Below are 26242 nucleotides of genomic sequence, written 5' to 3'. Positions count from 1 at the left end.
GGTGAACAAAACTGCCGTTCGTCGGTCGGCATTGTCGAACACCACACGACAATATTCGTTATGGTGGACAGTGCCGCGGGGCCGACCACAGCCCTCTCGGAGGGCGCGGACCACCGGAGACCCGGGGTTCGCCTTCCCCTGGACGAAGGACAAAGGAGTCGCGGGTGTCCAGCTCCGACATCTTCCTCAGCGAGACCATCGGTACCGCTGTTCTGATACTGCTCGGCGGTGGCGTCTGCGCCGCCGTCACCTTCAAGCGCTCCAAGGCGTATGAGGCCGGCTGGGTCGCCATCGCCCTCGGTTGGGGCTTCGCCGTACTCACGGGCGCGTACATCGCCGCAAAGTCCGGCGCGCACCTCAACCCCGCGGTCACCGTCGGTATCGCCATCAAGGGCGGCATCGAGTGGAGCCAGGTGCCGGTGTACTTCGCCGGTGAGCTGCTCGGCGCCATGATCGGTGCGGTGCTGGTCTGGCTGTCGTACTACGGGCAGTTCCGGGCGCATCTGACCGACCCGGAGGTCCTGGCCGCGCACAACGGCCAGGAAGGCATGGTGGACAAGGCGACCGCCCCCAAGGCGGGCCCGGTCCTCGGCATCTTCTCCACCGGTCCGGAGATCCGGAACGCAGTTCAGAACCTCGTGACCGAGATCATCGCCACCATCGTGCTCGTGCTGGCGATCCTCAACCTCGGCCTGAGCGACGACGGCAAGGGCGTCGGCCCGATCGGCTCCCTGCTGGTGGCGTTCGTCGTCGTCGGTATCGGTCTGTCGCTCGGTGGCCCGACCGGCTACGCGATCAACCCGGTCCGCGACCTCGGTCCGCGTATCGTGCACGCGCTGCTGCCGCTGCCGAACAAGGGCGGATCCGACTGGGGCTACGCGTGGATCCCGGTCGCCGGCCCGCTGATTGGCGGAGCCATCGCCGGTGGCATCTATCAGGTGGCGTTCGCCTGAGCCGCGTGCCCGTAACGCCCCCGCCCGCACAGAATCACTGGAGCACACCATGAGCGACACCCCCTCCACCTCCTCCCACGGTCACGGTCCGTTCATCGCGGCCATCGACCAGGGCACGACCTCCAGCCGCTGCATCGTGTTCGACAAGGACGGCCGCATCGTGTCGGTCGACCAGAAGGAGCACGAACAGATCTTCCCCAAGCCCGGCTGGGTCGAACACGATGCCGCCGAGATCTGGGAGAACGTCCAGCAGGTCGTGGCCGGCGCCGTCGCCAAGGCCGGCGTCACCGCCGACGACGTCAAGGCGATCGGTATCACCAACCAGCGCGAGACCACACTGCTGTGGGACAAGCACACGGGTGAGCCGGTCCACAACGCCATCGTCTGGCAGGACACCCGGACCGACGCGCTCTGCAAGGAGCTGGGCCGCAACGTCGGTCAGGACCGCTTCCGCCGCGAGACCGGCCTGCCGCTGGCCTCGTACTTCGCGGGCCCGAAGATCCGCTGGCTGCTGGACAACGTCGAGGGGCTGCGCGAGCGCGCCGAGCGCGGCGACATCCTCTTCGGCACCATGGACTCCTGGGTCATCTGGAACCTCACCGGCGGTGTGAACGGCGGTGTGCACGTCACGGACGTCACCAACGCCTCGCGCACCCTGCTGATGAACCTCCACACGCTGGAGTGGGACGACAAGATCCTCCAGTCGATCGGCATCCCCGCCGCCGTCCTCCCGGAGATCAAGTCCTCCGCCGAGGTCTACGGCACCACCGCCGCCGGCACCCTGGCGGGCGTGCCCGTCGCCTCCGCCCTCGGTGACCAGCAGGCCGCGCTCTTCGGCCAGACCTGCTTCTCGCAGGGCGAGGCCAAGTCCACGTACGGCACCGGCACCTTCATGCTGATGAACACCGGCAACCAGCCGGTGAACTCGTACAACGGTCTGCTGACCACCGTCGGCTACCGCATCGGCGACCAGGACGCGGTCTACGCGCTGGAAGGCTCCATCGCGGTCACCGGCTCGCTGGTGCAGTGGATGCGCGACCAGATGGGCCTGATCAACTCCGCCGCGGAGATCGAGACGCTGGCCTCCACCGTCGAGGACAACGGCGGCGCGTACTTCGTCCCGGCCTTCTCCGGCCTGTTCGCCCCCTACTGGCGCTCCGACGCGCGCGGCGTGATCGCGGGTCTGACCCGCTACGTCACCAAGGCGCACATCGCCCGCGCCGTTCTCGAGGCCACCGCCTGGCAGACCCGCGAGATCACCGACGCCATGACGAAGGACTCCGGCGTCGAGCTGACCGCGCTCAAGGTCGACGGCGGTATGACCTCCAACAACCTGCTGATGCAGACCATCTCGGACTTCCTGGACGCGCCGGTGGTGCGCCCGATGGTCGCCGAGACGACCTGCCTCGGCGCTGCCTACGCGGCCGGTCTGGCCGTCGGCTTCTGGTCCAGCACCGACGAGCTGCGCGCCAACTGGCGCCGGGCCGCCGAATGGACCCCCCGGATGGATGCGGCCACCCGTGACCGCGAATACAAGAGCTGGCTCAAGGCAGTGGAACGCTCCATGGGCTGGCTCGACGACGACACTGTCGAGGAGTAATCAAATGAGCACCCTGCAGAGCGTCCCGGCACTCGGGACGCACCCGGCCGACGGTTCGACCCCGAGCCGCGCCGAGACCCGGGAACAGCTGTCCAAGGCGACGTACGACCTCCTGGTGATCGGTGGCGGCATCCTGGGCATCTCCACTGCCTGGCACGCCGCGCAGGCCGGACTGCGGGTGGCCCTGGTGGACGCCGGCGACTTCGCCGGCGCCACCTCCTCCGCCTCCTCCAAGCTGCTGCACGGCGGACTGCGCTACCTGCAGACCGGCGCGGTGAAGCTGGTGGCGGAGAACCACTTCGAGCGGCGTGCGGTCTCCCGTGAGGTGGCGCCGCACCTCGCCAACCCCCTCACCTTCTACCTGCCCGTCTACAAGGGCGGCCCGCACGGCGCGGCCAAGCTCGGCGCCGGTGTCTTCGCCTACTCCGCGCTCTCCGCGTTCGGGGACGGCGTCGGCCACGTCATATCGCCGGCCAAGGCCCAGCGCGACGTGCCGGAGCTGCGGACCGACAACCTCAAGGCCGTCGCGGTCTACGGCGACGACCAGATGAACGACGCCCGGATGGCGCTGATGACCGTCCGCGCCGCCGTCGCGGCCGGCGCCACGGTCCTCAACCACTCCGAGGTCACCGGGCTGCGCTTCACCCAGGGCCGGGTCACCGGTGCCGAGCTGAAGGACCGCACCGACGGCGAGGAGTTCGGCGTCAACGCCCGCCTGGTCCTCAACGCGACCGGCCCGTGGGTGGACCACCTGCGCAAGATGGAGGACCCGAACGCGGCCCCCTCGATCCGCCTGTCCAAGGGCGCGCACCTGGTCCTCAAGCGCACCTCCCCCTGGAAGGCGGCGCTGGCCACCCCGATCGACAAGTACCGCATCACCTTCGCCCTCCCCTGGGAGGACATGCTGCTGCTCGGTACCACCGACGAGGAGTACGAGGGCGACCCGGCGGACGTCGCGGTCACCGAGAAGGACACCGCCCAGATCCTGGACGAGGCCGCCTTCTCCGTCCGTGACCAGCAGCTCTCGCGCGACCTGATCACCTACTCGTTCGCCGGTCTGCGGGTGCTGCCCGGCGGCCCCGGCGACACCTCCAAGGCCAAGCGCGAGACGGTCGTGACCGAGGGCAGCGGCGGCATGCTGTCCGTCGCGGGCGGCAAGTGGACGACCTTCCGCCACATCGGCCGTACGGTCATGAACAAGCTCGCCGCGCTCCCCGGCCACCCGCTGGCCGGCGACATGGAGCCGATCGCGCGCCTGCCGAAGAAGCTCCCGCTGCCCGGTATCGCCAACCCGAACGCGGTGGCGCACCGCCTGCTGGTCGACGGCACCGCCGACGGCCCGCAGATGGCGCCGGAGACCGCGCGGCACCTCGCCACGCACTACGGCTCGCTCTCGTTCGACATCGCGCGCCTGGCCAACGAGAACCCGGAGCTGGCCGAGCGCATCCACCCGGACGCGCCGGAGATCTGGGCGCAGGTCGCCTACGCCCGGGACCACGAGTGGGCCGAGACCGTGGACGACGTGCTGCGCCGCCGGACCACGCTGACCATCCGCGGCCTGGACACGGAGGACGTCCGCGCCAAGGTGAAGGGCATGCTCGACAACTGAGCCGAGGGCGTACGCCACGCGCGTACGGTCCGGCGGAGGGGCGGTTCCCGTACGGGAGCCGCCCCTTCGGCGTGTGCGGACGCGGGCGGCGGGCGGGCCGCCGGACCGTCCGTTACCGACCGGCCTGGGGATGGGTTCGCAGGCCGGTACATAATGGGCCCAGACATCGGATGTCTGGGAGGGCGTCCGGCGGATCGGAACGGGGGAGGCCGGCCGTGGCGGTCACTGACGAGGCCATCGAGAAGATCAAGGCGATGATCGTCTCCGGGGCGTTGCGGCCGGGCGACCGGCTGCCCAAGGAGAGCGAACTCGCCGCGGAGCTGGGCCTGTCGCGCAATTCGCTGCGCGAGGCGGTGCGGGCGCTGTCGCTCATCCGCATCCTCGACGTACGGCAGGGCGACGGCACGTACGTGACCAGCCTCGATCCGCAACTGCTGCTGGAGGCGCTGAGCTTCGTGGTGGACTTCCACCGCGACGACACGGTGCTGGAGTTCCTCGCCGTCCGCCGGATCCTGGAGCCCGCCGCCACCGCGATGGCCGCCGGGCGGATCGCGGCGGCCGAACTCGACGCGCTGGAGGCGGGGTTGGCGGCGCTGGGGCCCGATCCCTCGGTGGAGGAGCTGGTCGCCGGGGATCTGGAGTTCCACCGGCGGATCGTCGCGGCGTCCGGGAATTCCGTGCTCTGCTCCCTGCTGGAGGGCCTGTCGGGGCCGACCACGCGGGCGCGGGTCTGGCGCGGGCTGACACAGAAGGACGCGGTGGCCCGCACGCTCACCGAGCACCGCGCGATCCTCGCCGCCCTGCGCACCGGTGACGCGGAGGCGGCGCGGGCGTGGGCGACGGTCCACATCGCGAGCGTGGAGCAGTGGCTGCGCTCGACGCTGTGAGGGGCGGGGCCCTCCCGCGCCGGGTTCCGGCCCCGTGGCGCCCTCAGTCCGTCCGGGCGTCCGGTTCCCCGAGTCCGTACACGCGGGTCGCCGTGCCGCCGAAGACGGCGGCGCGTTCGGCGGGGGTGAGGTGGACGGTGGCGGTCTCGGCGAGGGCGTGGACGGTGGCGTAGTCGGCGGCGAGGGTGCAGACCGGCCAGTCGGAGCCGAAGAGGACCCGGCCGGGGCCGAACGTGTCGAGGACGTGCCGGGCGTACGGCAGGAGCCGGTCGGGCCGGCGGTGCGCGGGGGCGGCCTCGGTGACCAGGCCGGAGAGTTTGCAGTTGACGTGCGGCAGGGCGGCGAGGGCGGTCAGGGCGGCGGCCCAGCCCGCGTCACCGCCGCCGCCGATCGCCGGTTTGCCCGCGTGGTCCAGGACGAACGCCAGCTCGGGCACGGCGCGGGCGGCGGCGAGCGCGGCGGGCAGCTCGCGCGGGGTGACCAGCAGGTCGTAAACGAGTCCGGCGGCGGCCACGGCGCGCAGGCCCCGCAGGACGTCGGGGCGGACCAGCCAGTCCGGGTCCGGTTCGTCCTGGACCTGGTGGCGCAGGCCCACCAGCGCGGGCGGGTGCCCGGCCAGCGTCGCGGGCAGCTCCGGATCGGTGAGGTCGGCCCAGCCGACGACGCCCCGCACCGGCCCCGGTCCGGCCGCGACGGCCAGCAGGTCGGCGGTCTCCGCCGTGGACGACGAGGACTGGACGAGGACGGTGGCGTCGATGCGGTGGGCGGCGAGCTGCGGGATCAGCTCGGCGAGGGTGTGGTCGCGGCGCAGCGGGTCGGCCCAGGGTCCGGTCATCCAGGGCTGCGGGTGGCGGGCGAGGTCCCACAGGTGGTGGTGGGCGTCGATGCGCATCGGGTCTCCGGGGTGGGGGGTTCTGGCGGGCCTGGCGGGCCGGGGCGGGGCGTCCGGCTCCCCCGCGGCGCCGGGCGCGCCCGGCGGGGCTTCGGACGCGCCCGGCCGGGTGGTTCAGGGCGTGTCCGGCGGCAGCGGTACGTCGGCGTCGAGCAGTCCGCGGTCGACGAGGGCGGGCCAGAGCGCGTCGGGGATGTCGTGGCCGAAGAGCGCGGCGTTCTCGGTGGCCTCCCGGGCGTCCGCCGCGCCGGCGACCACCCCGGCCACCGACGGGTGGGCGAACGGGAAGCGGAGCGCGGCGGCCTTGAGCGGCACGCCGAACGCGGCGCAGACCGCGGCGAGTTCGCGGGCGCGGGCCACCAGGTGCGGCGGGGCGGGCGTGTAGTCGTACGGGGCGCCGGGCGCCGGGTCGGCGAGCAGGCCGGAGTTGTAGACGCCGCCGGCGATGACGGAGGCTCCGCGGCGGGCGCAGACCGGCAGCAGGTCGTCGAGGGCGGTGCGCTCCAGGAGGGTCCAGCGGCCGGCGCAGAGCACCACGTCCACGTCGAGGTCGGCGACGAGGCGGGCCAGGACGTCGCTGCGGTTCATGCCGAAGCCGATGGCGCCGACGCGTCCCTCGGCGCGGAGTTCGGCGAGGGCCGGGTAGCCGGTGGCGTACACCTCGGGCAGATGGTTCTCGACGTCGTGCAGATAGACGATGTCGGCGGTGTCCGTGCCGAGGCGGGCCAGTGAGGCGTCGAGGGTGGCGCGGATGCCGTCGCGGGTGAAGTCCCAGGTCCGGGCGCGGGCGGGGGTGGCGACGAAGCCCTCCCCCGCGGGCGTCTCCCCCGGTGCGAGCGGCCGCAGACGGCGGCCGACCTTGGTGGCGAGGGTGTATCCGGCGCGGTCGTGGCCGCGCAGCGCCCGGCCGAGGCGTTCCTCGGCGAGGCCGACGCCGTAGTGGGGCGCGGTGTCGAAGTGGGTGGCGCCCGCGGCGAGGGCGGCGCGGACGGTGGCGCGGGCGTCGTCCTCGTCCACCGCGCGGTAGAGGTTGCCGAGCGGGGCGCAGCCGAGGCCGAGGGGCGGGACGGTGACGGCGGTGCGGCCGAGGCGGCGCGGGCCGCGGGGCGGTGGGGTCATGGCGTCCGGCTCCTCGTCAGTCCTGTTTGCCGCCGCCGGCGAACCGGGAGATGACCAGCGCGACGATGATGATCGCGCCGTTGAGGAACTGCGTCCACAGCGGCGGCACCCCGGCCAGCGTCATGACGTTGATGACGAGTTGGAGGGCGAGGACGCCGGTCAGCGCGCCGAAGAGGGTGCCGCGGCCGCCCTTGAGGCTGATACCGCCGATCACCGCGGCGGCGAAGACCTGGAAGATCCAGCCGTTGCCCTGGCTCGCCGAGACCGCGCCGTAGTGGCCGGTGTAGAGGATCCCGGCGAACGCGGCGAGGAGTCCGCCGAGGGCGAGGACGGTCCAGGTGAGCCGGTCGGCGCGGATACCGGCGGCGCGGGCCGCCTCCGGGTTGCCGCCGACCGCGTACAGCGCCCGCCCGTGCCGCAGATAGCCGAGGGCGGCGCCCCCGGCGGCGAAGAGGGCGAGGCAGATCCAGACGGCGGCGGGGACGCCGAGCCAGACGGCGCCGCCGAGGTAGGCGAAGGAGGGCGGGACATCACCGATGGAGCGGCCCTCGGAGATCCCGACCTGGAGGCCGCGGAGCGCGGTGAGCATGCCGAGCGTGGCGATGAAGCCGTTGACGTGGAGTTTGAGCATGAGGAAGCCGTTGACGGCGCCGATCGCGGCGCCGACGGCGAGGCAGAGCGGGACGGCGGACCAGGCGGGGAGGGCGCCCAGGCCGGTGAAACGGTCGCCGTGCGCGGGCGTCACCAGCCAGAGCGCGACGACCGGCGCCAGCCCGATGGTCGACTCCAGCGAGAGGTCCATCCGGCCGCTGATCAGGATCAACGCCTCGCCGAGTACGAGCAGCCCCAGTTCGGTGGACTGCTGGACGACGCCGACGAGGTTGTCGCGGGTGAGGAAGGCGGGCGAGACGACGAAGCCGATGACGCCCAGGACGACGATCACCGGGACGAGCGAGAAGTCCCGCCAGCGGCCCGGCCCCGCCGTCCGGGCACGCCGCCCGGACGCCGGGGCCACCGCCGGTACGTCGGGCGGCGCTGCGGTCTCGGTCATGGCGCGGTTCCTTCCGGTGCGTGGGGCGAGGGGTGCGCGGAACTTCCGGGGCCGGGCGGGGACGGGTCGGCGGAACCGCCGCCGGGGGCGGGAGGCACGCCCGGAGCACCGGAGCCATCGGGGAGCCCGGCCGGAGCACCGGGACCGTCGGGGAGGCCGGACGGAGTCGGAGCGCCGGGCCCCGCCGGAGTGCCGGACGGAGTCGGAGCGCCGGGCCCCGCCGGGCCGCCGGACGCTGCCGGGCCGCCGGGCCCCGCCGAGCCACCAAGCCCCGCCGGGCCGCCGGACGCTGCCGGGCCGCCGGGCCCCGCCGAGCCACCAAGCCCCGCCGGGCCGCCGGACGCTGCCGGCCCGCCGGGAGCCGCGCCACCGGAAGCCGCGCCGCCACCCGCCAAAGCTCCGCCGCCCGGCGCCCCCATCCCCTCCATCGCCGCGACCAGTTCCCCGTCGCGCCATCCGGCGGCGAACTCGCCGGTCACCCGGCCGTGGAAGAGCGTCAGGACCCGGTCGCAGATCCGCAGGTCGTCCAGTTCGTCGGAGACGAGCAGTGCGCAGGCGCCCTCGTCCGCGACCTGCCGTACGGCGGAGAGCAGCGCCTCCTTGGACTTGATGTCGACGCCGTTGGTGGGCCGGACCGCGACGAGCACCCGGGGGTCGCGGGCCAGGGCGCGGGCGATGACGACCTTCTGCTGGTTGCCGCCGGAGAGCCCGGTCACCGGCGCCCCGGGCCCGGCCGTCTTGATGTCCAGCGCGGTGATCATCCGGCGGGCGAACTCCCGGGCCCGGGACGGCAGTACGGTCCCGGCCGGGCCCAGCCGGTCACTCACGGTCAGCGTCACGTTCTCGGCGACGCTGCGGGTGGCGACCAGCCCCTCGCGGTGGCGGTCCTCCGGTACGTAGCCGATCCCGGCGGCCAGCGCGTGCGGGACGGAGCCGGTGCGGACCGGGCGGCCGCCGACCGTGATCCGGCCACCGCCGGGGGCCCGCAGTCCGGCCAGCGTCTCGGCGAGGGCGGTGGCCCCGCTCCCGGCGGCGCCCGCCAGACCGACCACCTCCCCGGCCCGTACGGTCAGGCCGACGGGGGCGAAGTGGCCGTCCAGGGCGAGGCGTTCGGTGCGCAGCACCTCGGCGCCGGGCGGGCCGGACGCCGGGCGGCGGGCGGCGGCGGACGGCCGCTCCCCCGTCATCGCCTCGACCAGGGCGTCCCGGGAGAGGCCGGCGACGGGCGCGGTCAGCACGTGCCGGGCGTCCCGGAGCACGGTGACCGTGTCGCACAGCGCGTGGACCTCCTGGAGGTGGTGCGAGATGAAGAGGAAGGCGACGCCCCGTGCGCGCAGGGCGCGCAGCTCGGTGAAGAGCCGGTCGATCCCGGCGGCGTCGAGGCGGGCGGTCGGCTCGTCGAGGACGATCAGCCGGGCGCCGTGCGTCAGCGCGCGGGCGATCTCCACGAACTGCCGCTGCTCCACGCCGAGTTCCCGGATCCGGGCGGCCGGGTCGACGTCGACGCCGTACTCCGCCAGCACCTCGCGGGCGCGGGCGCGCAGGGCCCGCCAGCGCAGCCGGCCGCGCGGTAGCTGCCCCAGGTGGAGGTTTTCCGCGACGGTCAGGTCCGGGACGGTCATGGACCGCTGGTGGACGCAGGCCACCCGGCGCTGCCAGGCGGCGGTGTCGCCGGGGCGGGGCGCCGGCCGCCCGGCGAAGGTGACGGTGCCGGTGTCCGGCCGCACCAGACCGGTGAGGACCGACACCAGCGTGGACTTCCCGGCGCCGTTCCGCCCGACGAGGGCGTGGGCCTCGCCGGGCCGGACGGTCAGCCCGACGCCGTCGAGGGCGACGGTCGGGCCGTAGCGTTTGCCGATGTTCTCGGCGCGTACGGCGGGCGGGGCGGGACCTGTGGCGGGCGGGGCGCCGGACGCGGGGCGCTCACCGGGCGGGCGTCCGGCACCGGGCGCGGCGGCGGGGCCGCCGGGAGCGCTGCCGCCGTCCCCGGGCGGCCCGCCCCGCGCGCTCACTTCTTCTCCAGTTGATTGGCCCAGAGCGCGGGGTCGTCGGCGTTCTCCTTGGTGACGAGGGGCGCCGGGAGCTGATCCTCCAGACCGTTGGGGATCTTCACGATGGTGGAGCCGTGGTCGGTCGGGCCGGGCCGGAACGTCTTCTTCGCCAGGGCGGCGCGCGCGTAGAAGAGGGCGTACTGCGCGTAGAGGTCGGCGGGCTGGGAGAGGGTGGCGTCGATCTGACCCGCGCGGATGGCGGTGAGTTCGTCGGGGATGCCGTCGTTGGAGATGACGGTGAGGTGGCCGGGGCTGCCCGCGGGCCGCAGGCGCTTCTCCTGCTTGAGGAGGGCGAGGACCGGCTGGAGGAACGCGCCGCCGGCCTGGAGGTAGAGCCCGTCGAGGTCCGGGTGCTGGGCCAGCAGGCTCTGGAGCTTGGCGGAGGCGACCTCGCCCTTCCAGTCGGTGGCCAGCTCGTGCACGGTGATCTTCGGGTACTTCTTCTTCATGCAGGCGGCGAACGCCTCGGAGCGGTCCCGCCCGTTGACGGAGCTGAGGTCGCCCTGGAGTTCGGCGACGCGCCCGTGCCCGCCGAGCTTACGGCCGAGGTAGTCGCAGGACTTCTCGCCGTACGCGCGGTTGTCGGCCCGTACGACCATGTAGACGGCGCCCTTGTCGGGGCGGGTGTCGACGCTGATGACGGGGATCTTCCGGGCCGCCAGGCGGGTCAGGGCGGTGGTGAGAGCGCCGGTGTCCTGCGGGGCCATGACGACGGCCTTCGCGCCCTGGTCGGTGAGGGCCTGGACGTTGGAGACGACCTTGGCGACATCGTTCTGGGAGGTGGACAGCGGCAGCGCGGGGACCTTGTCCTCGTCGATGCCGCGTTCCAGGTAGCGCTGGTAGGAGCTCCAGAAGTCGGTGTCGGTGCGCGGGACGTCGATACCGATCCGCCCGGCGGCGGCGTCGCTGCCGCGGTTGCAGCCGGCGAGTGCGGCGACGGCCAGCAGCACGGCGCAGGCCGAGGCGGTGGTGGGACGCGGTCTCATGCTCATCCTCCGTCGTGGTGGGGCGGGCCGGGCGGCGGTCAGGTGGCGGGGCGCGGGCGCAGTCCCTGCATGCCGCCGTCGACGGCGAGTTGTGTGCCGGTGACGGCGGAGGCGCCCGGGGAGGCGAGGTGGACGAGGGCGGCGGCGACCTCCTCGGCGGTCACCAGCCGGCCCATCGGCTGCCGGGCACAGAGCGCGGCCCGCTCCGCCGCCGGATCGTCCGCCCGCTCCAGGAGCCGGCCGCCCCAGGGCGTGTCGGCGGTGCCGGGGTTGACGCAGTTGACCCGGATCCCGTCGGGCAGCAGATCCGCGGCCATCGCCAGCGTCAGCGACAGCACCGCGCCCTTGCTGGCGCTGTAGAGGGCGCGCTGCGGCAGTCCGGCGGTGGCCGCGATCGAGCAGGTGTGGACGAGCGAGACCCGGCCGGGCGCGGTGACGGCGGCGCGGCGCAGGTACGGCAGCGCGGCGCGGGCGGTGCGCACCAGCCCGAGGACGTTGACGTCCAGCACCCGCGCCCACTCGGCGTTGTCGTTGTCCTCGACGGTGCCGACGGCGCCGGTCCCGGCGTTGCCGACGACGGTGTGCAGGGCGCCGCCGATGGCGTGGACCGCCGTCTCGACGGCGGCGCGGACCTCCGTGTCGGAGGTGACGTCGGCGGTGAGGCGGACCGCGCCGTGGGGGGCGCCGGACGGGTCGCGGTCCAGGACGGCGACGCGGGCGCCGCGGGCCAGCAGCAGGGCGGCGGTGGCCGCGCCGATGCCGGAGCCGCCGCCGGTGACGAGGGCGCCCTGTCCGGCGAAGTCGGCCGGTAACCGGTTCATGCGGTGACCTCCTGGGGTCCGCGCGGCCCGGGGGCGCCGGGAGCACGCCAGACCGGGCCGTCGGGGAAGCGGTGGGCGGTGAGCGAGGCGGGTTTCATCCGGGCGGAGAAGCCGGGCGCGGCCGGGGCGCGGTAGCGGCCGCGTTCGACGACGGCGGGGTCGGTGAAGTGCTCGTGGAGGTGGTCGACGTACTCGATGACCCGGTCCTCCCAACTCCCGGACACCGCCACGTAGTCGAACATCGCCAGGTGCTGGACCAGCTCGCACAGCCCGACGCCGCCGGCGTGCGGGCAGACCGGCACCCCGTACTTGGCGGCGAGCAGCAAGATCGCGAGATTGTCGTTGACCCCGGCGACCCGCGCCGCGTCGATCTGCACGAAGTCGACGGCGCCCGCCTGGAGCAGTTGTTTGAACACCACGCGGTTGGCGGCGTGTTCACCGGTGGCGACCTTCACCGGCTGCCCGGCGCGCACGGCGGCGTGGCCGAGGATGTCGTCGGGGCTGGTGGGCTCCTCGATCCAGTACGGCGCGTACGGCGCGAGCGCGGTCATCCAGCGGACCGCCTCGGGCACGTCCCAGCGCTGGTTGGCGTCGACGGCGATGCGTACCGCCGGTCCGACGGCGGCGCGGGCCAGCCGCATCCGGCGCAGATCGTCGCCGAGGTCCGCGCCCACCTTCAGCTTGATCTGCCGGAAGCCGTCGGCGACCGCCTCCTCGGCGAGCCGCACCAGCTTCCCGTCGTCGTAGCCGAGCCACCCCGGTGACGTGGTGTACGCGGGGTAGCCCTCGGCCCGCAGCCGGGCGGTACGCGCCGCCCGTCCCGGCTCCGCGGCGCGCAGGATGGCCAGCGCCTCGCCGGGCGTGAGGGCGTCGGTGAGGTAGCGGAAGTCGACGAGCGCGACCAGTTCCGCGGGGGTCATGGTGGCCAGGAACTCCCAGACCGGCAGCCCGGCGCGGGTCGCCGCCAGATCCCAGGCGGCGTTGACCACCGCCCCCGCCGCCATGTGCATCACACCCTTCTCCGGGCCGAGCCAGCGCAGCGGCGAATCGTGGGTGAGGGTGCGGTGCAGCGCGCCGAGCGCGTCCGCGGTGAGCGGCGCGGGGGTGCCGACGACGTACGGCGCGAGGGCGCGGATCGCCTCGGCCATCACGTCGTTGCCGCGGCCGATGGTGAAGCAGAAGCCGTGTCCGGGCGGGCCGCCGGAGGTCCGCAGGACGACGTAGGCGGCGGAGTAGTCGGGGTCGGGGTTCATGGCGTCCGAGCCGTCGAGCTGCCGCGAGGTGGGGAAGCGGACGTCGTGGACCTCCAGCTCGGTGACGGTGTCGGTGACGGCCATGCGCACGCCCCTCGGGTCGTCGTGGCGGGAAGACACAAGTGCGAGGACGAAGGAGATCGGACCTTTCCCGGTCATCCGATGTATAGCGTCGCCCGCGCGGCACCGTCCAGACCCCGTACGGAAGTGGCTCGAAGACCCTTCCGAACACCTCGGATGAATGCGCACCCATTCGTGCACAGGGGCTGCGGCCGGGCGCCACGGACCCCGTAGGCTGGGGGGCGCACGCAAGGAAACGGGGTGCCGGCGCCGCTCAGCGGCGGACGACCGGCCGGAAGGAGGCGCTGGGTGATCGAGCTGGAGGGTGTTCCCGAGCTGATCGACCCGGTGATGGTGGCCGCGTTCGAAGGCTGGAACGACGCCGGCGACGCCGCCTCCGCCGCCGTGGCTCATCTGCACCGGGAATGGCAGGGCAAGGTCTTCGCCGCGCTCGACGCCGAGGACTACTACGACTTCCAGGTCAACCGTCCGACCGTCTTCCTGGAGGACGGCGTCCGCAAGGTCACCTGGCCCACCACGCGGCTGTCCGTCGTCCGCGTCGAGGACTCCGACGGCAAGGGCCGCCGCCGCGATCTGGTGCTGGTCCGCGGTATCGAGCCGAGCATGCGCTGGCGCTCGTTCTGCAACGAGATCCTCGGCTTCGCCCATGAGCTGGGCGTGGAGATGCTGGTGGTGCTCGGCGCGCTGCTCGGCGACACCCCGCACACCCGGCCGGTGCCGGTCAGCGGCGTCACCTCGGACACCGACCTGGCCACCCGCATGGATCTGGAGGAGTCCCGCTACGAGGGCCCCACCGGCATCGTCGGCATCCTCCAGGAGGCATGCACCCACGCCGGGGTGCCCGCCGTCAGCCTCTGGGCCGCGGTGCCGCACTACGTCTCGCAGCCGCCCAACCCGAAGGCCAGCCTGGCGCTCCTGAACCGCCTGGAGGACTTGCTCGGCATCCGCATCCCGCAGGGCGAGCTGACCGAGGACGCCCGCGCCTGGCAACTGGGCGTGGACCAGCTCGCGGCCGAGGACAGCGAGGTCGCCGAGTACGTCCAGACGCTGGAGGAGGCGCGGGACACCGCGGACCTGCCGGAGGCGTCCGGCGAGGCCATCGCCCGCGAATTCGAGCGCTATCTGCGCCGCCGGGACCCGCAGACCGGCTCCGGCCGCTCCTTCCCCCGTCTCCCCCGGGAGCCACGGGACCCGAAGGACGCCGGAGCCGACCCGCCGGACGGCCCGGAGGCCGACGGACGGTAGGCGCGACGCCACACGCCGACGGGCGGGGCGGGGCGGGGCCACGGCGGCCCGGCCCCGCCCGTCGGCGTTCCCCCGGTCCGGCGCACCCGGCGTATCCGCGAGGCCGGCGGGTCGGACGGTGTACGCAGGCGGGCGCGGCCCGGGGCGGAATACGGGGACGGGCGCGCCCCGCAACTCCCCCCGCGCTCAGGTCCCCGCCGCGGGGCCCACGGCGGGACGGTCACGGTCGCCGCGCTCAGCGCCCCGCCCGTCCCGCTCCCACCGCCGTCCCGGGCCCGCGCCACCGGTCCCGCATACGGAAAGGGGCGCCCCCGCCGATGCGGAGGCGCCCCTTCGGGGTCGGTGGGTGGTTACAGGGCGACGCCCAGCAGTGCGTCCACCGTCCGCGAGACCAGGCCCGGCGCGCCCTCGTCGCTGCCGCCGCCGGATTCCTGGGCGGCGGCCCAGCGGTCGACGGCCGCCAGCGCCGTGGGGGTGTCCAGGTCATCGGCGAGGGCCGTGCGGACCTCTTCGAGGAGCGCCTCGGCGGGCGGGCCGTCGGGGCGGGAGACGGCGGCGCGCCAGCGGGCCAGCCGGTCGACGGCCTCCGTCAGCACCGCGTCGGTCCACTCCCAGTCGCTGCGGTAGTGGTGGGACAGGAGCGACAGCCGGATCGCGGCCGGGTCGACGCCGTCGCGGCGCAGCTTCGAGACGAAGACCAGGTTGCCCTTGGACTTCGACATCTTCTCGCCGTTCAGGCCCACCATCCCGGCGTGGACGTACGCCTTGGCGAACGGGTGCTCGCCGGTGAGTGCCTGGGCGTGCGAGGCGCCCATCTCGTGGTGCGGGAACGCCAGGTCGGAGCCGCCGCCCTGGACGTCGAAGCCCATGCCGAGGTGTTCCAGGGCGATGGCCACGCACTCGATGTGCCAGCCGGGGCGGCCACGGCCCAGCGAGCCGCCGTCCCAGCTCGGCTCGCCGTCGCGGGCGGCCATCCACAGCATCGGGTCGAGCGGGTTCTTCTTGCCCTCCCGCTCCGGGTCGCCGCCGCGTTCGGCGGAGAGCAGCCGCATCGCCGCGGCGTCGAGCCCGGAGACCTCACCGAAGTGGGTGTCGGACTCGACGGAGAAGTAGATGTCACCGTCCAGCTCGTAGGCGGCGCCGTTGTCGCGGAGCCGTTCGACGAGCGGGACGATGCCGGGTATCGCCTCGACAGCTCCGATGTAGTGGCGGGGCGGGAGCATCCGCAGGGCCGTCATGTCCTCGCGGAACAGCGCGGTCTCGCGCTCGGCGAGCGCCGTCCAGTCGTCCCCGGTGGCGACGGCCCGCTCCAGCAGCGGGTCGTCGACGTCCGTGACGTTCTGCACGTAGTGAACCTGGCGCTTCGTGTCGAGCCACACGCGCTGCACGAGGTCGAACGCGTTGTAGGTCGCCGCGTGCCCCATGTGGGTGGCGTCGTACGGCGTGATGCCGCAGACATAGATACGGGCGACGGGACCGGGGTCGAGGGTCACCCGTCCGCCGGTCGCAGTGGAGTGGATCCTCAGGTCGCGGCCCTGACCGGGCAGGGCGGGGACCTCAGAAGCGGGCCATGCATGCATGTCCTGAGCCTAACCGGATGCTGGTTCCGCATACGAACCGGAGGGCCGGTATTGGCCTGATAGGCGTTCTTGCGTTCGATACCGGAACGTGCTTCACGCGCCGGTCCACGCTCCCCCGGGGCACGCCGCGCGCCGGGCCACGAGGCCGTGTCAGACCGGCGGCCAGGGGATCGGCGGCCAGTCACCGCCGGGCTCGGGGTGCCGGCCGGAGGCCAGCAGAGCGGCAACACGGGCGCGCAGTGCGGCGGTTTCGGCGGCGGTGAGGAGTGCGGCCAACCGGGTGGCGAGCGGGCGGCCCGCCGCCAACTCGGCGCGGAGCCCCTCCAGCACTGTGACCGCCTCGGCGGGCAGCGGCTCCCCGGCCCAGCCCCACAGCAGGGTGCGGAGCTTGTCGTCGGTGTGGAAGGTCACACCGTGGTCGATGGCGAAGAGCCGCCCGCCGGGCCCCGGAAGCAGATGGCCGCCCTTGCGGTCACCGTTGTTGACCACCGCGTCGAGCACCGCCAGCCGCCGCAGCCGCGCGTCGTCGGCGTGGACCAGCAGCGCCGGGCGCCCCTGCCCGGTCTCCGCGAACCCGACCGCCTTCCAGCCCGGTCCGGGCTCGTCGCCCTCGACCAGCGCCAGCAGCGGCGGTATCTCCTCCTCGCCGGGCACCTCGATCCACCGCTGCACCATGCCGGGCCCGTACGGCCCCTCGCGCAGCACCGTGACGGGGACCAGGCCCCAGCCCGTCGCCCGGGAGATCTCGTACGCGGCGACCTCCCGCTGGGCGAGGTTGCCGTCGGGGAAGTCCCACAGCGGCCGTTCCCCGGCGACGGGCTTGTAGACGCAGTCCGCGGTCCGGCCGTCGTGGGTGACGGTGCAGAAGAGGACCGCGTTGGACGCCTCCTCGATCCGGCCGCGGACGGTCAGCTCCCCTTCGTTCAGGAAGGCCGCCTGAAGGTCCTCGTCGTCCGGGAGGGCCGCCGGGACGGCCTCGCGGCCGGTGTCCCGGTCCGCGCCGGCCGGGCCGTCGGGCGGCGAGACGGGGCCGGGGAGCGCCGGTTCTGCGGTGGGTTCCATGGTCAGGCGTCCCGCCGGTAGCCGTTCTGGCGCGGGCAGACATGGCCCTCGGGGTCGAGCGGCAGGCTGCACAGCGGGCACGGCGGGCGTCCGGCGTTCACCACCTCCAGGGCGCGCTTGGCGAAGGCGCGCGCCATGGTGCCGGTCATCCGCACCCGCAGCATCGGCGGGCCGTTCTCGTCGTCCTGGAGCAGCCGCTCCTCGGCCTCGGCGAGGTCCTCCTCGCTGTCGGCGTCCAGCTCGACCAGCGCCTGCGCCTCGATGATCATGCGCTCGTCCTCGCCGTCCCAGGCGAGCGCCATCGTGCCGACGCGGAACTCCTCCTCCACCGGCGTCTCCAGCGGCGCGGTGTCGGCCAGCTCCGAGGGCGCGACGGCGGGCACCGGGGCGTTGCCGCCGCTGCGCCGCACCACCTCGTCCAGCAACTCGTCGATCCGTTCGGCGAGCGCGGCGACCTGCGTCTTCTCCAGGGCGACGCTGGTGGTCCGGCCGGCCGCGGTGGCCTGGAGGAAAAAGCTCCGGCGGCCAGGCAGCCCGACCGTACCGGCCACGAAGCGGTCCGGCGCGTCGTAGAAGAACACCTGACGGGACAAGGTCCTGCTCCGATTGCTCGACTGCGGGGGCTGAGCGGTCGCTGCGGCCCCTGGGTTCAGTGCGGTCAGTGCGCTCACGGCACGGTTCACAGAGGTGTCACGGACAGCGCCGTCGCACCACCCTACTGCGCCCGCTGATCACGGTGCTCCCGCACCACCGCCCACGGCCGCCTCACCGGCGTCCCCGGCGCCCGCCGCGTCCGGCGGAGGCATCAGCCCGCCGAAGTCCCCGGTGTCGCCGAGGCGTACGAGGAAGGGCCGCAGCCGGGTGTAGCGGATCGCGGTGACCGAGCAGGGCTCGACGGAGATGCGCTGGAAGAGGTCGAGATGGAGGCCGAGCGCCTCGGCGACCAGCGCCTTGATGACGTCGCCGTGCGAGCACATCAGATACGTCGCGTCCGGGCCGTGCGCCGCCTCGATCCGGGCGTTCCAGTCGTGCACGGCGTCCACCGCGCGCGCCTGCATGGCCCGCATCGACTCGCCCCCGGGGAAGGCGGCGGCCGACGGGTGCCGCTGGACGACCTCCATCAGCGGTTCGCCGCTCAACTCGGCGAGCTTGCGGCCCGACCAGTCGCCGTAGTCGCACTCATTGATGCGGTCCTCGGCGTGCAGCACCAGCTCCGGGCGGGCGTCCAGCAGCGGACGGAGCGTCTGGCGGCAGCGCTGGAGCGGGCTGGTGACGGCGGCGGCCAGCGGCACCTCCGCCAGCCGGGCGGGGAGCGCCGCGGCCTGCGCCGTACCGCGCTCGTCCAGGGCGATTCCGGGTGTCCGGCCCGCGAGGACGCCGGAGGTGTTGGCGGTGGAGCGGCCGTGCCGCACCAGGATCAGCGTGGGCATGGCGGCCACCCTACGTTCCCTGGCAGGAGTACGGGACCGGAGCGAGAATGCCTGGTGTGATCGTGGACTGCGCCATCTACCGGGACGGGCGCCGCACGGAGCTGCCCGACGACTTCCCGACCGCGCTCCGGGAGGCCCGCCGCGAGCGCGGCCACGCCTTCCTGTGGCTGGGCGTCCACGAGCCGACACCGGCGGAGTTCGAGCGGATCAGCGGTGAGTTCGGGCTGCACCCGCTGGCCGTCGAGGACGCCCTCAAGGCGCACCAGCGGCCGAAGCTGGAGGTCTACGACGACTCGCTGTTCCTGGTGCTCAAACCGGTCGCCTACGACGACGCGGCGGCCACCGTGACCGCCACGGAGCTGATGGTCTTCGTCGGCGACGCCTTCGTGGTGACCGTCCGGCACGGCGAGACCGGCCCGCTGGCGGCCGTACGGCGGCGTCTGGAGCACCAGCCGGACATCCTGCGGCACGGCCCGACGTCGGTCCTCTACGCGGTCAGCGACGCGGTGGTCGACCACTACATGGAGGTGGCCGGCGAACTCCAGACGGATCTGGAGGACCTGGAGGCCGAGGTCTTCTCCCCGGACCGCTCGGAGAGCCGGAACACCGCCGCCGAGATCTACGCGTTCAAACGCCAGGTGATGGAATTCCGGCGCGCCACGGGCCCGTTGACCGAGCCGATGGCGCGCCTCCAGGGGAACGGCGTGCCGTTCGTGCACGACGGCTCGCGGCCCTTCTTCCGCGACGTCAGCGACCATCTGGCGCGCGCCAACGACTCGGTGGACGCCCTGGACCGGCTGCTGTCCGACATCCTCTCCGCGCATCTGGCGCAGATGGGGGTACGGCAGAACGACGACATGCGCAAGATTTCCGCGTGGGCGGCGCTGGCCGCCGTGCCCACCCTGATCGCCGGCGTCTACGGCATGAACTTCCACAGCATGCCGGAGCTGGGCTGGCGCTACGGCTACGCCGGGGTGCTGCTGGCGATGGCCGTCATCGAGTTCTCGCTGTACCGGCTGTTCAAGCGGCGCGGCTGGCTGTGAACGGCGGCGCGGGGGGCGCGGGCGCGGGCGCCCGGCTCAGGCGTACTCGGTGACCGGCCCGCCCAGGGCGTCGCGCCGCTCGGGCATGGTGAGGCTGACCATCCGCCGCCAGCCGATGAGGCGTTCGTAGCCGTAGAGCAGGTGGATACCGGCGGTGAGCAGGGCCGCCTTGGGGGCGGGCCAGCCGAGGATGCGGCCCATACGGTCCATGACGGCGAGGCTGACGTCGCGGTGGACGGCGATCTCGGCGAGCGCGCAGTCGCGCAGGATCCGCTGGATGGTGCGGCCGTGGCCGTCGCGGGCGAGGCGGAGCAGTTCCTCGTGGCAGTAGGCGAGGTGGTTGTCCTCGTCGTGGGAGATCATCCGGACCGCGCGGCCCAGCTCGGGGTGGTCGGCGAAGTGCTTGCACAGCAGCCGCATCTGCTCGGACGCGCGCTGCTCGGTGACCCGGCTGTGCGCGAGGTAGGTGATGACGTCCTCCTCGGTGAGCGGCTCGGCGGCGCGCAGCCGGTCGTGGGCGAGGCCGATACCGCGGCGTTCCAGGAGCATGGTGTAGTCGGCGGCGGCGGGCACGGTGGCCGCCTCCAGGTTGCGTTTGCGCAGCAGGGCGCGGAAGATCCGGCCGTGTTTGTCCTCGTCGGCGCCGTGCCGGGCGGCCTTCGGCGCCAGGTCGCGCCGGTTGTCGGGCATGAGGGCGGCGATCCGCCCGTTCTCCCAGCCGCCCTGGGCCTCCCCGCCCGCGGCGATGGAGCAGAAGAGCCGGTACGCCTCGTCGTCGTCGAGGATTTCCTGGAACAGGCTCCGGGCCGAGAGCATCAGCGCCACCTCCGAAGGACATGCCTGGAGGAAAAGTCAAGGGCGGGGCGGCGGCCCCGGCAACCGGAGGCGAAGGATCGTTCCTCCGTGCGAAGGAACCGGGACGTAACCGGGCGGACGGCACGGCGTTGTCTCCGGTGACGGCCGTGGCGGGGAGGCCCCCCGAGCCCCCACCACGGCCGCGGTCCGCAAGCCGCCCGGTGCCCGTGCACCGGGCGGCTTGCCGTCTCAGGCGAGCCCGGCCTTCTCCAGCGCCTCGGTGCCCGCGCGCAGGGCGGCGATCCGCTCGTCCAGGGTGAATCCGGCGGGCGCCAGCGTCAGCGTGGTGACGCCCGCGGCGGCGTACGCCTGCATCCGCTCCGCGATCCGCTCGACGGGCCCGAGCAGCGAGGTCTGGTCGATCAACCGCCGCGGGACGGCGGCGGCCGCGCCGTCCTTGTCGCCGCTCAGATACCGGTCCTGGATCTCGGCGGCCTCCTTGCCGTATCCCATACGGGTGGCGAGCTTGTTGTAGAAGTTCTGCTTGCGGCTGCCCATGCCGCCGACGTACAGCGCGGTGTACGGGCGGAACATGTCGGCCAGCGCGTCGACGTCGTCGCCGACGGCGAGCGGCAGCGTCGGGCAGACGTCGAAGCCGTCCATCGTCAGCCCCGCCTTGGCGCGGCCCGCCCGCAGGGGCGCGAGCGCGGTCTCCTCCAGGTGCTCGGCGGAGGGGAAGATCAGCAGCGCGCCGTCGGCGATCTCACCGGTCTGCTCCAGGTTCTTCGGGCCGATCGCCGCGACGTAGAGCGGGATGCGCTCACGGGTCGGATGGACGGTGAGCTTGAGCGGCTTGCCCGGACCGTCGGGCAGCGGCAGCGTCCAGTGCGCGCCCTCGTACGACAGACGCTCACGGGAGAGCGCCTTGCGGACGATGTCGACGTACTCGCGGGTGCGGGCCAGCGGCTTGTCGAACTTCACGCCGTACCAGCCCTCGGAGACCTGCGGTCCGGAGACGCCGAGACCCAGCCGGAAGCGGCCGCCGGAGAGCGAGTCGAGGGTGGCCGCGGTCATCGCGGTCATCGCGGGGGTACGGGCCGGGATCTGCAGGATCGCCGAGCCGACGTCGATCCGCTCGGTGCGGGAGGCGACCCAGGACAGGACGGTGGGGGCGTCGGATCCGTACGCCTCGGCGGCCCAGCAGACCGCGTAGCCGAGCCGGTCCGCCTCCTGCGCCACGGCGAGGTTGTCGCCGTCCATCCCGGCGCCCCAGTACCCGAGGTTGATGCCAAGCCTCATGCCGCTCCCCTTACCGATCAGTAACGTCACGTCGCGGGGACTCTAGCGCGCGCCGCCGCCCGCCGTCATGAGCGGGTTGTCCACAGGCCCCCTGCGCGCGGCCCGCGGCACCTAACCTCGGCGGCATGGGAGAGCCGTGCGAAGCAGTGGCCCGCGCCGGTACGGACCGGCGTGTCGGCCCGCGCCGGGGCAGGCCCGCGGGTGGCCCGGCCCTGGGCGCGCGTACGACGGCGCCGCGTGCGGCGGCGTTGTCAGTGGCGGCGCTTACGCTTCCTGACGAGATCATCCGGGCGCCGGACGGCGTCCCGGCCCGGCCCACCACCATTTCCGATCACCACTGGAGCACGCTGTGAACACCGACCGCCCCGCCGGCGAGACCGCGCCCGAGCAGAAGGCCGCGCCCGGCACCCCGCCCGCCCCCGCGGAGGCGGCCCCGGAGCCGGCCGTGCCCGGGGGCCCGGCGGAGGCGGCTGCCCCGGGTGAGCGGGCGGATGCGGGTTCCCCGGGCGGCCCGGAGGAGGAAGCACTGTCGGACTCCCCGGAGGAGACGGCTTCTCCGGGGAGCCGGACCGCTGATGAGCGGGCGGAGACGGCTTCCTCAGGCAGCCGGGCGGAGGCTGCCGGTACGGGCGAGGCGCAGCAGGGAGCGGGAGGCTCCGAGGGGGCGCGGGGCTCCGGTGGCGCGGGGTCCGGCCTCCCGGCTCCGGGCGGGAAGGCCACGGCGGCGGCGCTGGCGGCCGCCGTGCGGGCGGTGGAGAGCGGTGAGCGCTCCGCCGCGTCGTTCTTCACCGAAGCGCCGCGGGTCCCGGCCGCCCGGCCCACGGCGGCACCCTCCCCGGCGGGCCCGGCGGGCGGTGGGCGGCCCCCGCAGGGCGCCCCGGAGATGCCGGGCGGCGCCCCGGCGCGGGCGGCGGCCCCTTCCGGGGAGCGGCGGCCGGAGCCGGCCGCGCCGCCCCGCCCGCTGCCGCCCACCGCCGAGGGCATCGACGGCGTACGCCAGGTGCTGGCGGCCGGCGGCGCCCCGGAGGCGCTGGCGGGCAAGGCGGCCGAGGTCCTCGGGGAGCGGGCCGGGGAGGCGCTGCGCGAGGACCCGTGGCAGCTCCTCGCGGTGCCCGGTGTGCGGCCCGAGCAGGCCGACACCTTCGCCCGGGCGCTGCTCGGCGCCGCCTGCGGGCCGGGCGACGAGCGGCGCGCCGTCGCCCTCGTCGGCTGGCTGCTGGAGCAGGCCGCGCTGGCCGGACACTCCGCGCTGGAGGCCCCCGCGCTGCGGGCGGCGCTCGCCCAGCGGGCCGTACCGGACCCGGACGAAGCGCTCCAGCACGCCCTCGCCGAAGGCGCCGCCCTCGTCTTCCAGGACCCCCTCGACACCCCCGGCCCCGCACACCACGCCCCGGACGACGAGGAGGAGGCCCCCGTCCGGGTACTCCTGGGCCTCGACCGCTACGCCATGGCCGAGGAGAGCGTCGCCGAGGGTCTCGCCCGGCTGCTCTCCACGTTCGAGGCGGCGGGAGACGGCGCGCGGGGTGCGGCGCCGGACGGGACGGAGGCCGGGGCCGACGAGGCAGAGGTGGCCGGGGCGGAGGCTCCGGCGGCCACGGAGACCGAGCCCGGGGCCGCGGCGGCAGCCGGGGAGGCGGCCCCGGGGGCCGAGCCGGAAGCCCCGGAGGCCGAGGCCGGGATCGCCACGGCAGCCGCCGGGCCGGAGGCCGTGGAGGCGGTCGGGCCGGAGGCCGGTCAGGCGGACGCCGGGACGACGCCGGAGGCCCAGGAGGCCGGACCGGAGGCCGGGGACGGCTCCGGAGGCGGGACGGAAGCTGCGCCCGCCTCCCAGAGCGGTGAGGCGGCAGACTCCGAGGGCACCGACGACGGCAGCGGCACCCCCGCGGTGAACGGTGGCACCACCCCCGCCTCCAGCGATGGCGACGGCAGCGGCGAGAACGCTCCCGCCGGACCGGCGCGGCCGTCCGCCGCCGCGTGGGAGGCGGCGGCTTCGGCGGCGCCCTCCCCCTCCGCGGGTGAGCTGATCCGGGCGGTGGCCGGCAGCGGCCTGGTGGCGCACACCGGCGCCGAGGCGGCCCGCGCCGAGCCCGCCGCGCTGGTCGCCGCCGCCCGCGCCCTGGGGCTGCGCGCGTACGCCGCGACCCACACCGGCAACGGCCGCGCCCGGCTGGCCGCCCAGCTCACCGGCCAGGACGCGGAGGCCGCGGTCACCGTCGCCGGACTGCTGTCCGGTCAGGAAGGGCCGGGCCGGGACGCGGACGGCGCGCTCGCCCTCGACCTGCTGGTCGTCCTCGACGCCCCGCAGCTCGATCTGGAGACCGCGGCGGTGCTCATCGAGTCGCTGGCCGACGGGGTCCGGCTGGTGCTCAGCGGTGACCCGGGGGTGCTCTGGTCCGCCGGGCCCGGCCGCCTCTTCGCCGACCTGCTGGCCGCCCGCTGCTGCCCCCAGATCGCCTCCCGCACCCCGGACCCCGGCCCGGTCGGGGAGCTGGTCTCCGGCATCGGCATCGGGGAGCTGAACCCGGTGGAGGCGCCCGGCAAGGAGGTGGTGATCGTCCCCGTACGGGACGCCCCGGAGGCGGTACACCGCACGGTCCAGTTGGTGGCCGACTCGGTGCCCCGGGCGCTGGGCGTACCGCCGCGGGACACACAGGTCATCACCGTCGGCCACGGCGGCTCGGCCGGCACCCGCGCGCTCAACGCCGCACTCAAGGAACGCCTCAATCCGGGCCCCGGCCGGTTCGGCGGCTTCGACCCCGGGGACCGCGTCGCCTACTCCCCCGCCCCGGGGCGCACCGTGCCCGCCACGGTCACCGGAGCGGACGCCGAAGGGCTGCGGCTCGACTGCGGCGGCACGGCCCTCGTGATCGACCGCGCCCGCGTCGAGGCGGGCGCGGTCCGGCACGGCTGGGCGCTCACCGCCCACCAGGCGACCGGGATGCGCTGGCCCGCGGCCGTCGTCGTCCTGCCCGGCGACGCCGCCCAGGGGCTGAACCGCGCATGGGTCTACACCGCGTTCAGCCGCGGCGAACGCCACCTGTCGGTGGTCCAGGGCGTCGACCAGGCCCTCCCCCGCGCCGTCGCCGACATCCCGGCCAAGGAACGCACCACCCGCCTCCGCGCCCTCCTCCAGCAGCAGAACGCGGAGCCCCCGGCGGAGACGCCCCCTCTGGACTGACACACCCGCCCCGGGCCCGGGCGCCACGCCCGGGGCGTACAACGCCGTCCGACCCGCTCCGTACGTCCCGGACGGCGCCCCGTCGGCCAGGCGGGCACCAGCACCGCAGCCCTGCCCCTCCCCAACCAGCCGGCCGCGCCGCACCCGGCACACCGGCGCGGCCACCCCGGACACACCGCTGCCCCGGTCCGTCGGGAACACCTGCGTTCCCGACGGACCAGGGCAGTACCGGATCGACCGGATCGGATCGGCCGGATCAGGGCGGGCGCTAGGGGCCTCGCCAGGACGCCGCGCACCCGAGCCGGGCGCTCAGCGGCCCCGCTCGTGCCGCCCGCGGCCGTCCCCCTCGTCCTCCTCCAGCTCCTCGTCGAAGACCGAGCTGACGTCGAACCGGCAGACCACCTGCTGCGGATCGATGTCCTCGAACGGCTCCGACAGCCACTCCCCCGGCTCGGCCGGATCGTCGGCCGCCGCGACCCAGAGTGTGGAGTCGCCCTCCTCCAGGCCGAACTCCTTGTGCCGGGAGGCGATTTCGTCCGGTTCGAACTCACCGAAGAGGACCCCGAGCGCCGCGTACACGCTGGAGCCCGCCGCGCCACGGCCCTCCCCCGGGGCACGGCCGTCGTCGTCCGCGGAGTCCGGATCGAGATCGGCGACGCGCTGTGCCTGATGGAGCAGCCGCTGCGGGTCGGCGACCGCGTAGTCCCGGCGGATCAGCACGCTCAGCGCATTGGGTTCCTCCGGCCCCTGGTAGGCGGGGAGGTGGTCACTTCCGGGGATCTCGAAGGGGGTGACTTCGTCGTAGGTGTCGTAGAGCAGCTCGTCGTAGACCTCTGCCGCGGCGGCGAGTTCGTCGAACGCGGCGTAGACGGCGGGATCGTCCTGCCCCGAGCGGCGTTCCACCGCGTCGAGGTGACGGTCCAGTGCGGCTTTGACCGCCTCGGCGGCGGCACGTACCTCGGCAGCGGAAGGCTGCGCAGCATCAGACATGAGGCAGACGCTATCCGTACCGGGGCCGGTCCCGCACAATAGATGCGATGCCGGAATACGAATTCTGCGATGTGTACGTGCCGCGGGGGGTCTCCCGTAAGGCCGCCACACGCCTGCTGACCGACCACGCCGAGTACGGACACTGGGAGTTGGACCGCCTGCGCCTGAACCCCGACGGCAGCCGCAAGGTGCGGCTGCGCCGCCGGATCATCCGCCAGCTCCGGGCCACCTGGTGACCGCGCCCACGGCCCGGTGACGGTGCGCACCGCCGCTACGCCGCGCCCACCGGGACGCGCCGGGCCGCCCTACGGGCTGCG

At 74.4% G+C, this 26242-nt stretch carries 22 protein-coding genes; 8 read left to right on the top strand and 14 right to left on the bottom strand.

The window, feature by feature from the left end; translation table 11 throughout:
- The first annotated feature begins 164 nt into the window (after positions 1-164).
- From ACGH2B_RS23575 to ACGH2B_RS23560, 4 genes are all read left to right on the top strand, one after another.
- Positions 165-953: an MIP/aquaporin family protein gene (locus tag ACGH2B_RS23575; protein ID WP_399093370.1), complete on the top strand. Its 789-nt coding sequence runs from the start codon at positions 165-167 to the stop codon at positions 951-953.
- A 49-nt stretch (positions 954-1002) separates the two neighbouring features.
- Positions 1003-2553 (top strand): glycerol kinase GlpK, encoded by a 1551-nt coding sequence (gene glpK, locus ACGH2B_RS23570; protein WP_399093367.1) that lies wholly within the window; start codon positions 1003-1005, stop codon positions 2551-2553.
- A gap of 4 nt (positions 2554-2557) precedes the next feature.
- On the top strand, positions 2558-4162 hold the full coding sequence (locus tag ACGH2B_RS23565) for an FAD-dependent oxidoreductase (RefSeq protein WP_399093364.1): 1605 nt from the start codon (positions 2558-2560) through the stop codon (positions 4160-4162).
- A 215-nt stretch (positions 4163-4377) separates the two neighbouring features.
- Complete coding sequence (locus ACGH2B_RS23560) at positions 4378-5049, top strand: FadR/GntR family transcriptional regulator (RefSeq protein ID WP_399093361.1); 672 nt, start codon at positions 4378-4380, stop codon at positions 5047-5049.
- 43 nt (positions 5050-5092) lie between these two features.
- Here ACGH2B_RS23560 and ACGH2B_RS23555 read toward each other — a convergent pair whose 3' ends face one another.
- From ACGH2B_RS23555 to ACGH2B_RS23525, 7 genes are all read right to left on the bottom strand, one after another.
- The gene (locus ACGH2B_RS23555) at positions 5093-5941 is read right to left on the bottom strand and encodes an amidohydrolase family protein (protein WP_399093358.1); all 849 of its coding nucleotides are present in this window, start codon (positions 5939-5941) and stop codon (positions 5093-5095) included.
- Positions 5942-6055: 114 nt separating this feature from the next.
- Positions 6056-7060: an aldo/keto reductase gene (locus tag ACGH2B_RS23550; RefSeq protein ID WP_399093355.1), complete on the bottom strand. Its 1005-nt coding sequence runs from the start codon at positions 7058-7060 to the stop codon at positions 6056-6058.
- Positions 7061-7076: 16 nt separating this feature from the next.
- A complete protein-coding gene (locus tag ACGH2B_RS23545; RefSeq protein WP_399093352.1) occupies positions 7077-8111 on the bottom strand; it encodes an ABC transporter permease in 1035 nt (344 codons plus the stop codon).
- Complete coding sequence (locus ACGH2B_RS23540; protein WP_399097254.1) at positions 8108-9970, bottom strand: sugar ABC transporter ATP-binding protein; 1863 nt, start codon at positions 9968-9970, stop codon at positions 8108-8110. The genes ACGH2B_RS23545 and ACGH2B_RS23540 overlap by 4 nt, the downstream gene beginning before the upstream one ends.
- Before the next feature lie 149 nt (positions 9971-10119).
- Positions 10120-11148 carry a sugar ABC transporter substrate-binding protein gene (locus ACGH2B_RS23535; RefSeq protein ID WP_399093349.1) on the bottom strand — a complete coding sequence of 343 codons (1029 nt, stop codon included), beginning with the start codon at positions 11146-11148 and terminating at the stop codon, positions 10120-10122.
- Positions 11149-11186: 38 nt separating this feature from the next.
- Complete coding sequence (locus ACGH2B_RS23530; protein WP_399093346.1) at positions 11187-11969, bottom strand: SDR family NAD(P)-dependent oxidoreductase; 783 nt, start codon at positions 11967-11969, stop codon at positions 11187-11189.
- Positions 11966-13306 (bottom strand): enolase C-terminal domain-like protein, encoded by a 1341-nt coding sequence (locus tag ACGH2B_RS23525; protein WP_399093343.1) that lies wholly within the window; start codon positions 13304-13306, stop codon positions 11966-11968. Before ACGH2B_RS23525 ends, ACGH2B_RS23530 begins: the two co-directional genes overlap by 4 nt.
- A gap of 285 nt (positions 13307-13591) precedes the next feature.
- On the opposite strand from ACGH2B_RS23525, the gene ACGH2B_RS23520 reads away from it, so the two are divergent.
- Positions 13592-14548: a PAC2 family protein gene (locus ACGH2B_RS23520; protein ID WP_399093340.1), complete on the top strand. Its 957-nt coding sequence runs from the start codon at positions 13592-13594 to the stop codon at positions 14546-14548.
- A 350-nt stretch (positions 14549-14898) separates the two neighbouring features.
- Here ACGH2B_RS23520 and mshC read toward each other — a convergent pair whose 3' ends face one another.
- From mshC to ACGH2B_RS23500, 4 genes are all read right to left on the bottom strand, one after another.
- Complete coding sequence (gene mshC / locus ACGH2B_RS23515; RefSeq protein ID WP_399093337.1) at positions 14899-16128, bottom strand: cysteine--1-D-myo-inosityl 2-amino-2-deoxy-alpha-D-glucopyranoside ligase; 1230 nt, start codon at positions 16126-16128, stop codon at positions 14899-14901.
- A gap of 150 nt (positions 16129-16278) precedes the next feature.
- On the bottom strand, positions 16279-17190 hold the full coding sequence (locus tag ACGH2B_RS23510; RefSeq protein ID WP_399093334.1) for an SCO1664 family protein: 912 nt from the start codon (positions 17188-17190) through the stop codon (positions 16279-16281).
- Between the two features lie 2 nt (positions 17191-17192).
- The gene (locus tag ACGH2B_RS23505; RefSeq protein WP_399093331.1) at positions 17193-17783 is read right to left on the bottom strand and encodes a DUF3090 domain-containing protein; all 591 of its coding nucleotides are present in this window, start codon (positions 17781-17783) and stop codon (positions 17193-17195) included.
- Between the two features lie 138 nt (positions 17784-17921).
- Complete coding sequence (locus ACGH2B_RS23500) at positions 17922-18620, bottom strand: histidine phosphatase family protein (protein WP_399093328.1); 699 nt, start codon at positions 18618-18620, stop codon at positions 17922-17924.
- A 47-nt stretch (positions 18621-18667) separates the two neighbouring features.
- Here ACGH2B_RS23500 and corA point away from each other — a divergent pair, with 47 nt between their 5' ends.
- On the top strand, positions 18668-19663 hold the full coding sequence (gene corA / locus ACGH2B_RS23495) for a magnesium/cobalt transporter CorA (RefSeq protein ID WP_399093325.1): 996 nt from the start codon (positions 18668-18670) through the stop codon (positions 19661-19663).
- 36 nt (positions 19664-19699) lie between these two features.
- On the opposite strand, the gene ACGH2B_RS23490 is transcribed toward corA, so the two are convergent.
- Together ACGH2B_RS23490 and ACGH2B_RS23485 are read right to left on the bottom strand one after the other, a co-directional pair.
- Positions 19700-20479, bottom strand: coding sequence for a ferritin-like domain-containing protein (locus ACGH2B_RS23490; protein ID WP_399093322.1), 780 nt, complete (start codon positions 20477-20479; stop codon positions 19700-19702).
- Between the two features lie 228 nt (positions 20480-20707).
- Positions 20708-21757 carry an LLM class F420-dependent oxidoreductase gene (locus ACGH2B_RS23485; RefSeq protein WP_399093319.1) on the bottom strand — a complete coding sequence of 350 codons (1050 nt, stop codon included), beginning with the start codon at positions 21755-21757 and terminating at the stop codon, positions 20708-20710.
- A 349-nt stretch (positions 21758-22106) separates the two neighbouring features.
- Between ACGH2B_RS23485 and ACGH2B_RS23480 the strand changes: the two genes are divergently transcribed.
- Positions 22107-24935 carry a helix-hairpin-helix domain-containing protein gene (locus ACGH2B_RS23480; protein WP_399093316.1) on the top strand — a complete coding sequence of 943 codons (2829 nt, stop codon included), beginning with the start codon at positions 22107-22109 and terminating at the stop codon, positions 24933-24935.
- 309 nt (positions 24936-25244) lie between these two features.
- Here ACGH2B_RS23480 and ACGH2B_RS23475 read toward each other — a convergent pair whose 3' ends face one another.
- Complete coding sequence (locus ACGH2B_RS23475; RefSeq protein ID WP_399093313.1) at positions 25245-25925, bottom strand: hypothetical protein; 681 nt, start codon at positions 25923-25925, stop codon at positions 25245-25247.
- Between the two features lie 47 nt (positions 25926-25972).
- Here ACGH2B_RS23475 and ACGH2B_RS23470 point away from each other — a divergent pair, with 47 nt between their 5' ends.
- Positions 25973-26161 (top strand): DUF5703 family protein, encoded by a 189-nt coding sequence (locus ACGH2B_RS23470; protein WP_006607658.1) that lies wholly within the window; start codon positions 25973-25975, stop codon positions 26159-26161.
- Positions 26162-26242: the final 81 nt, after the last annotated feature.

Source organism: Streptomyces sp. BBFR2 (assembly GCF_044497305.1).
Lineage (GTDB): Bacteria > Actinomycetota > Actinomycetes > Streptomycetales > Streptomycetaceae > Streptomyces.
This window is presented reverse-complemented; position numbering and strand designations above follow the sequence as displayed.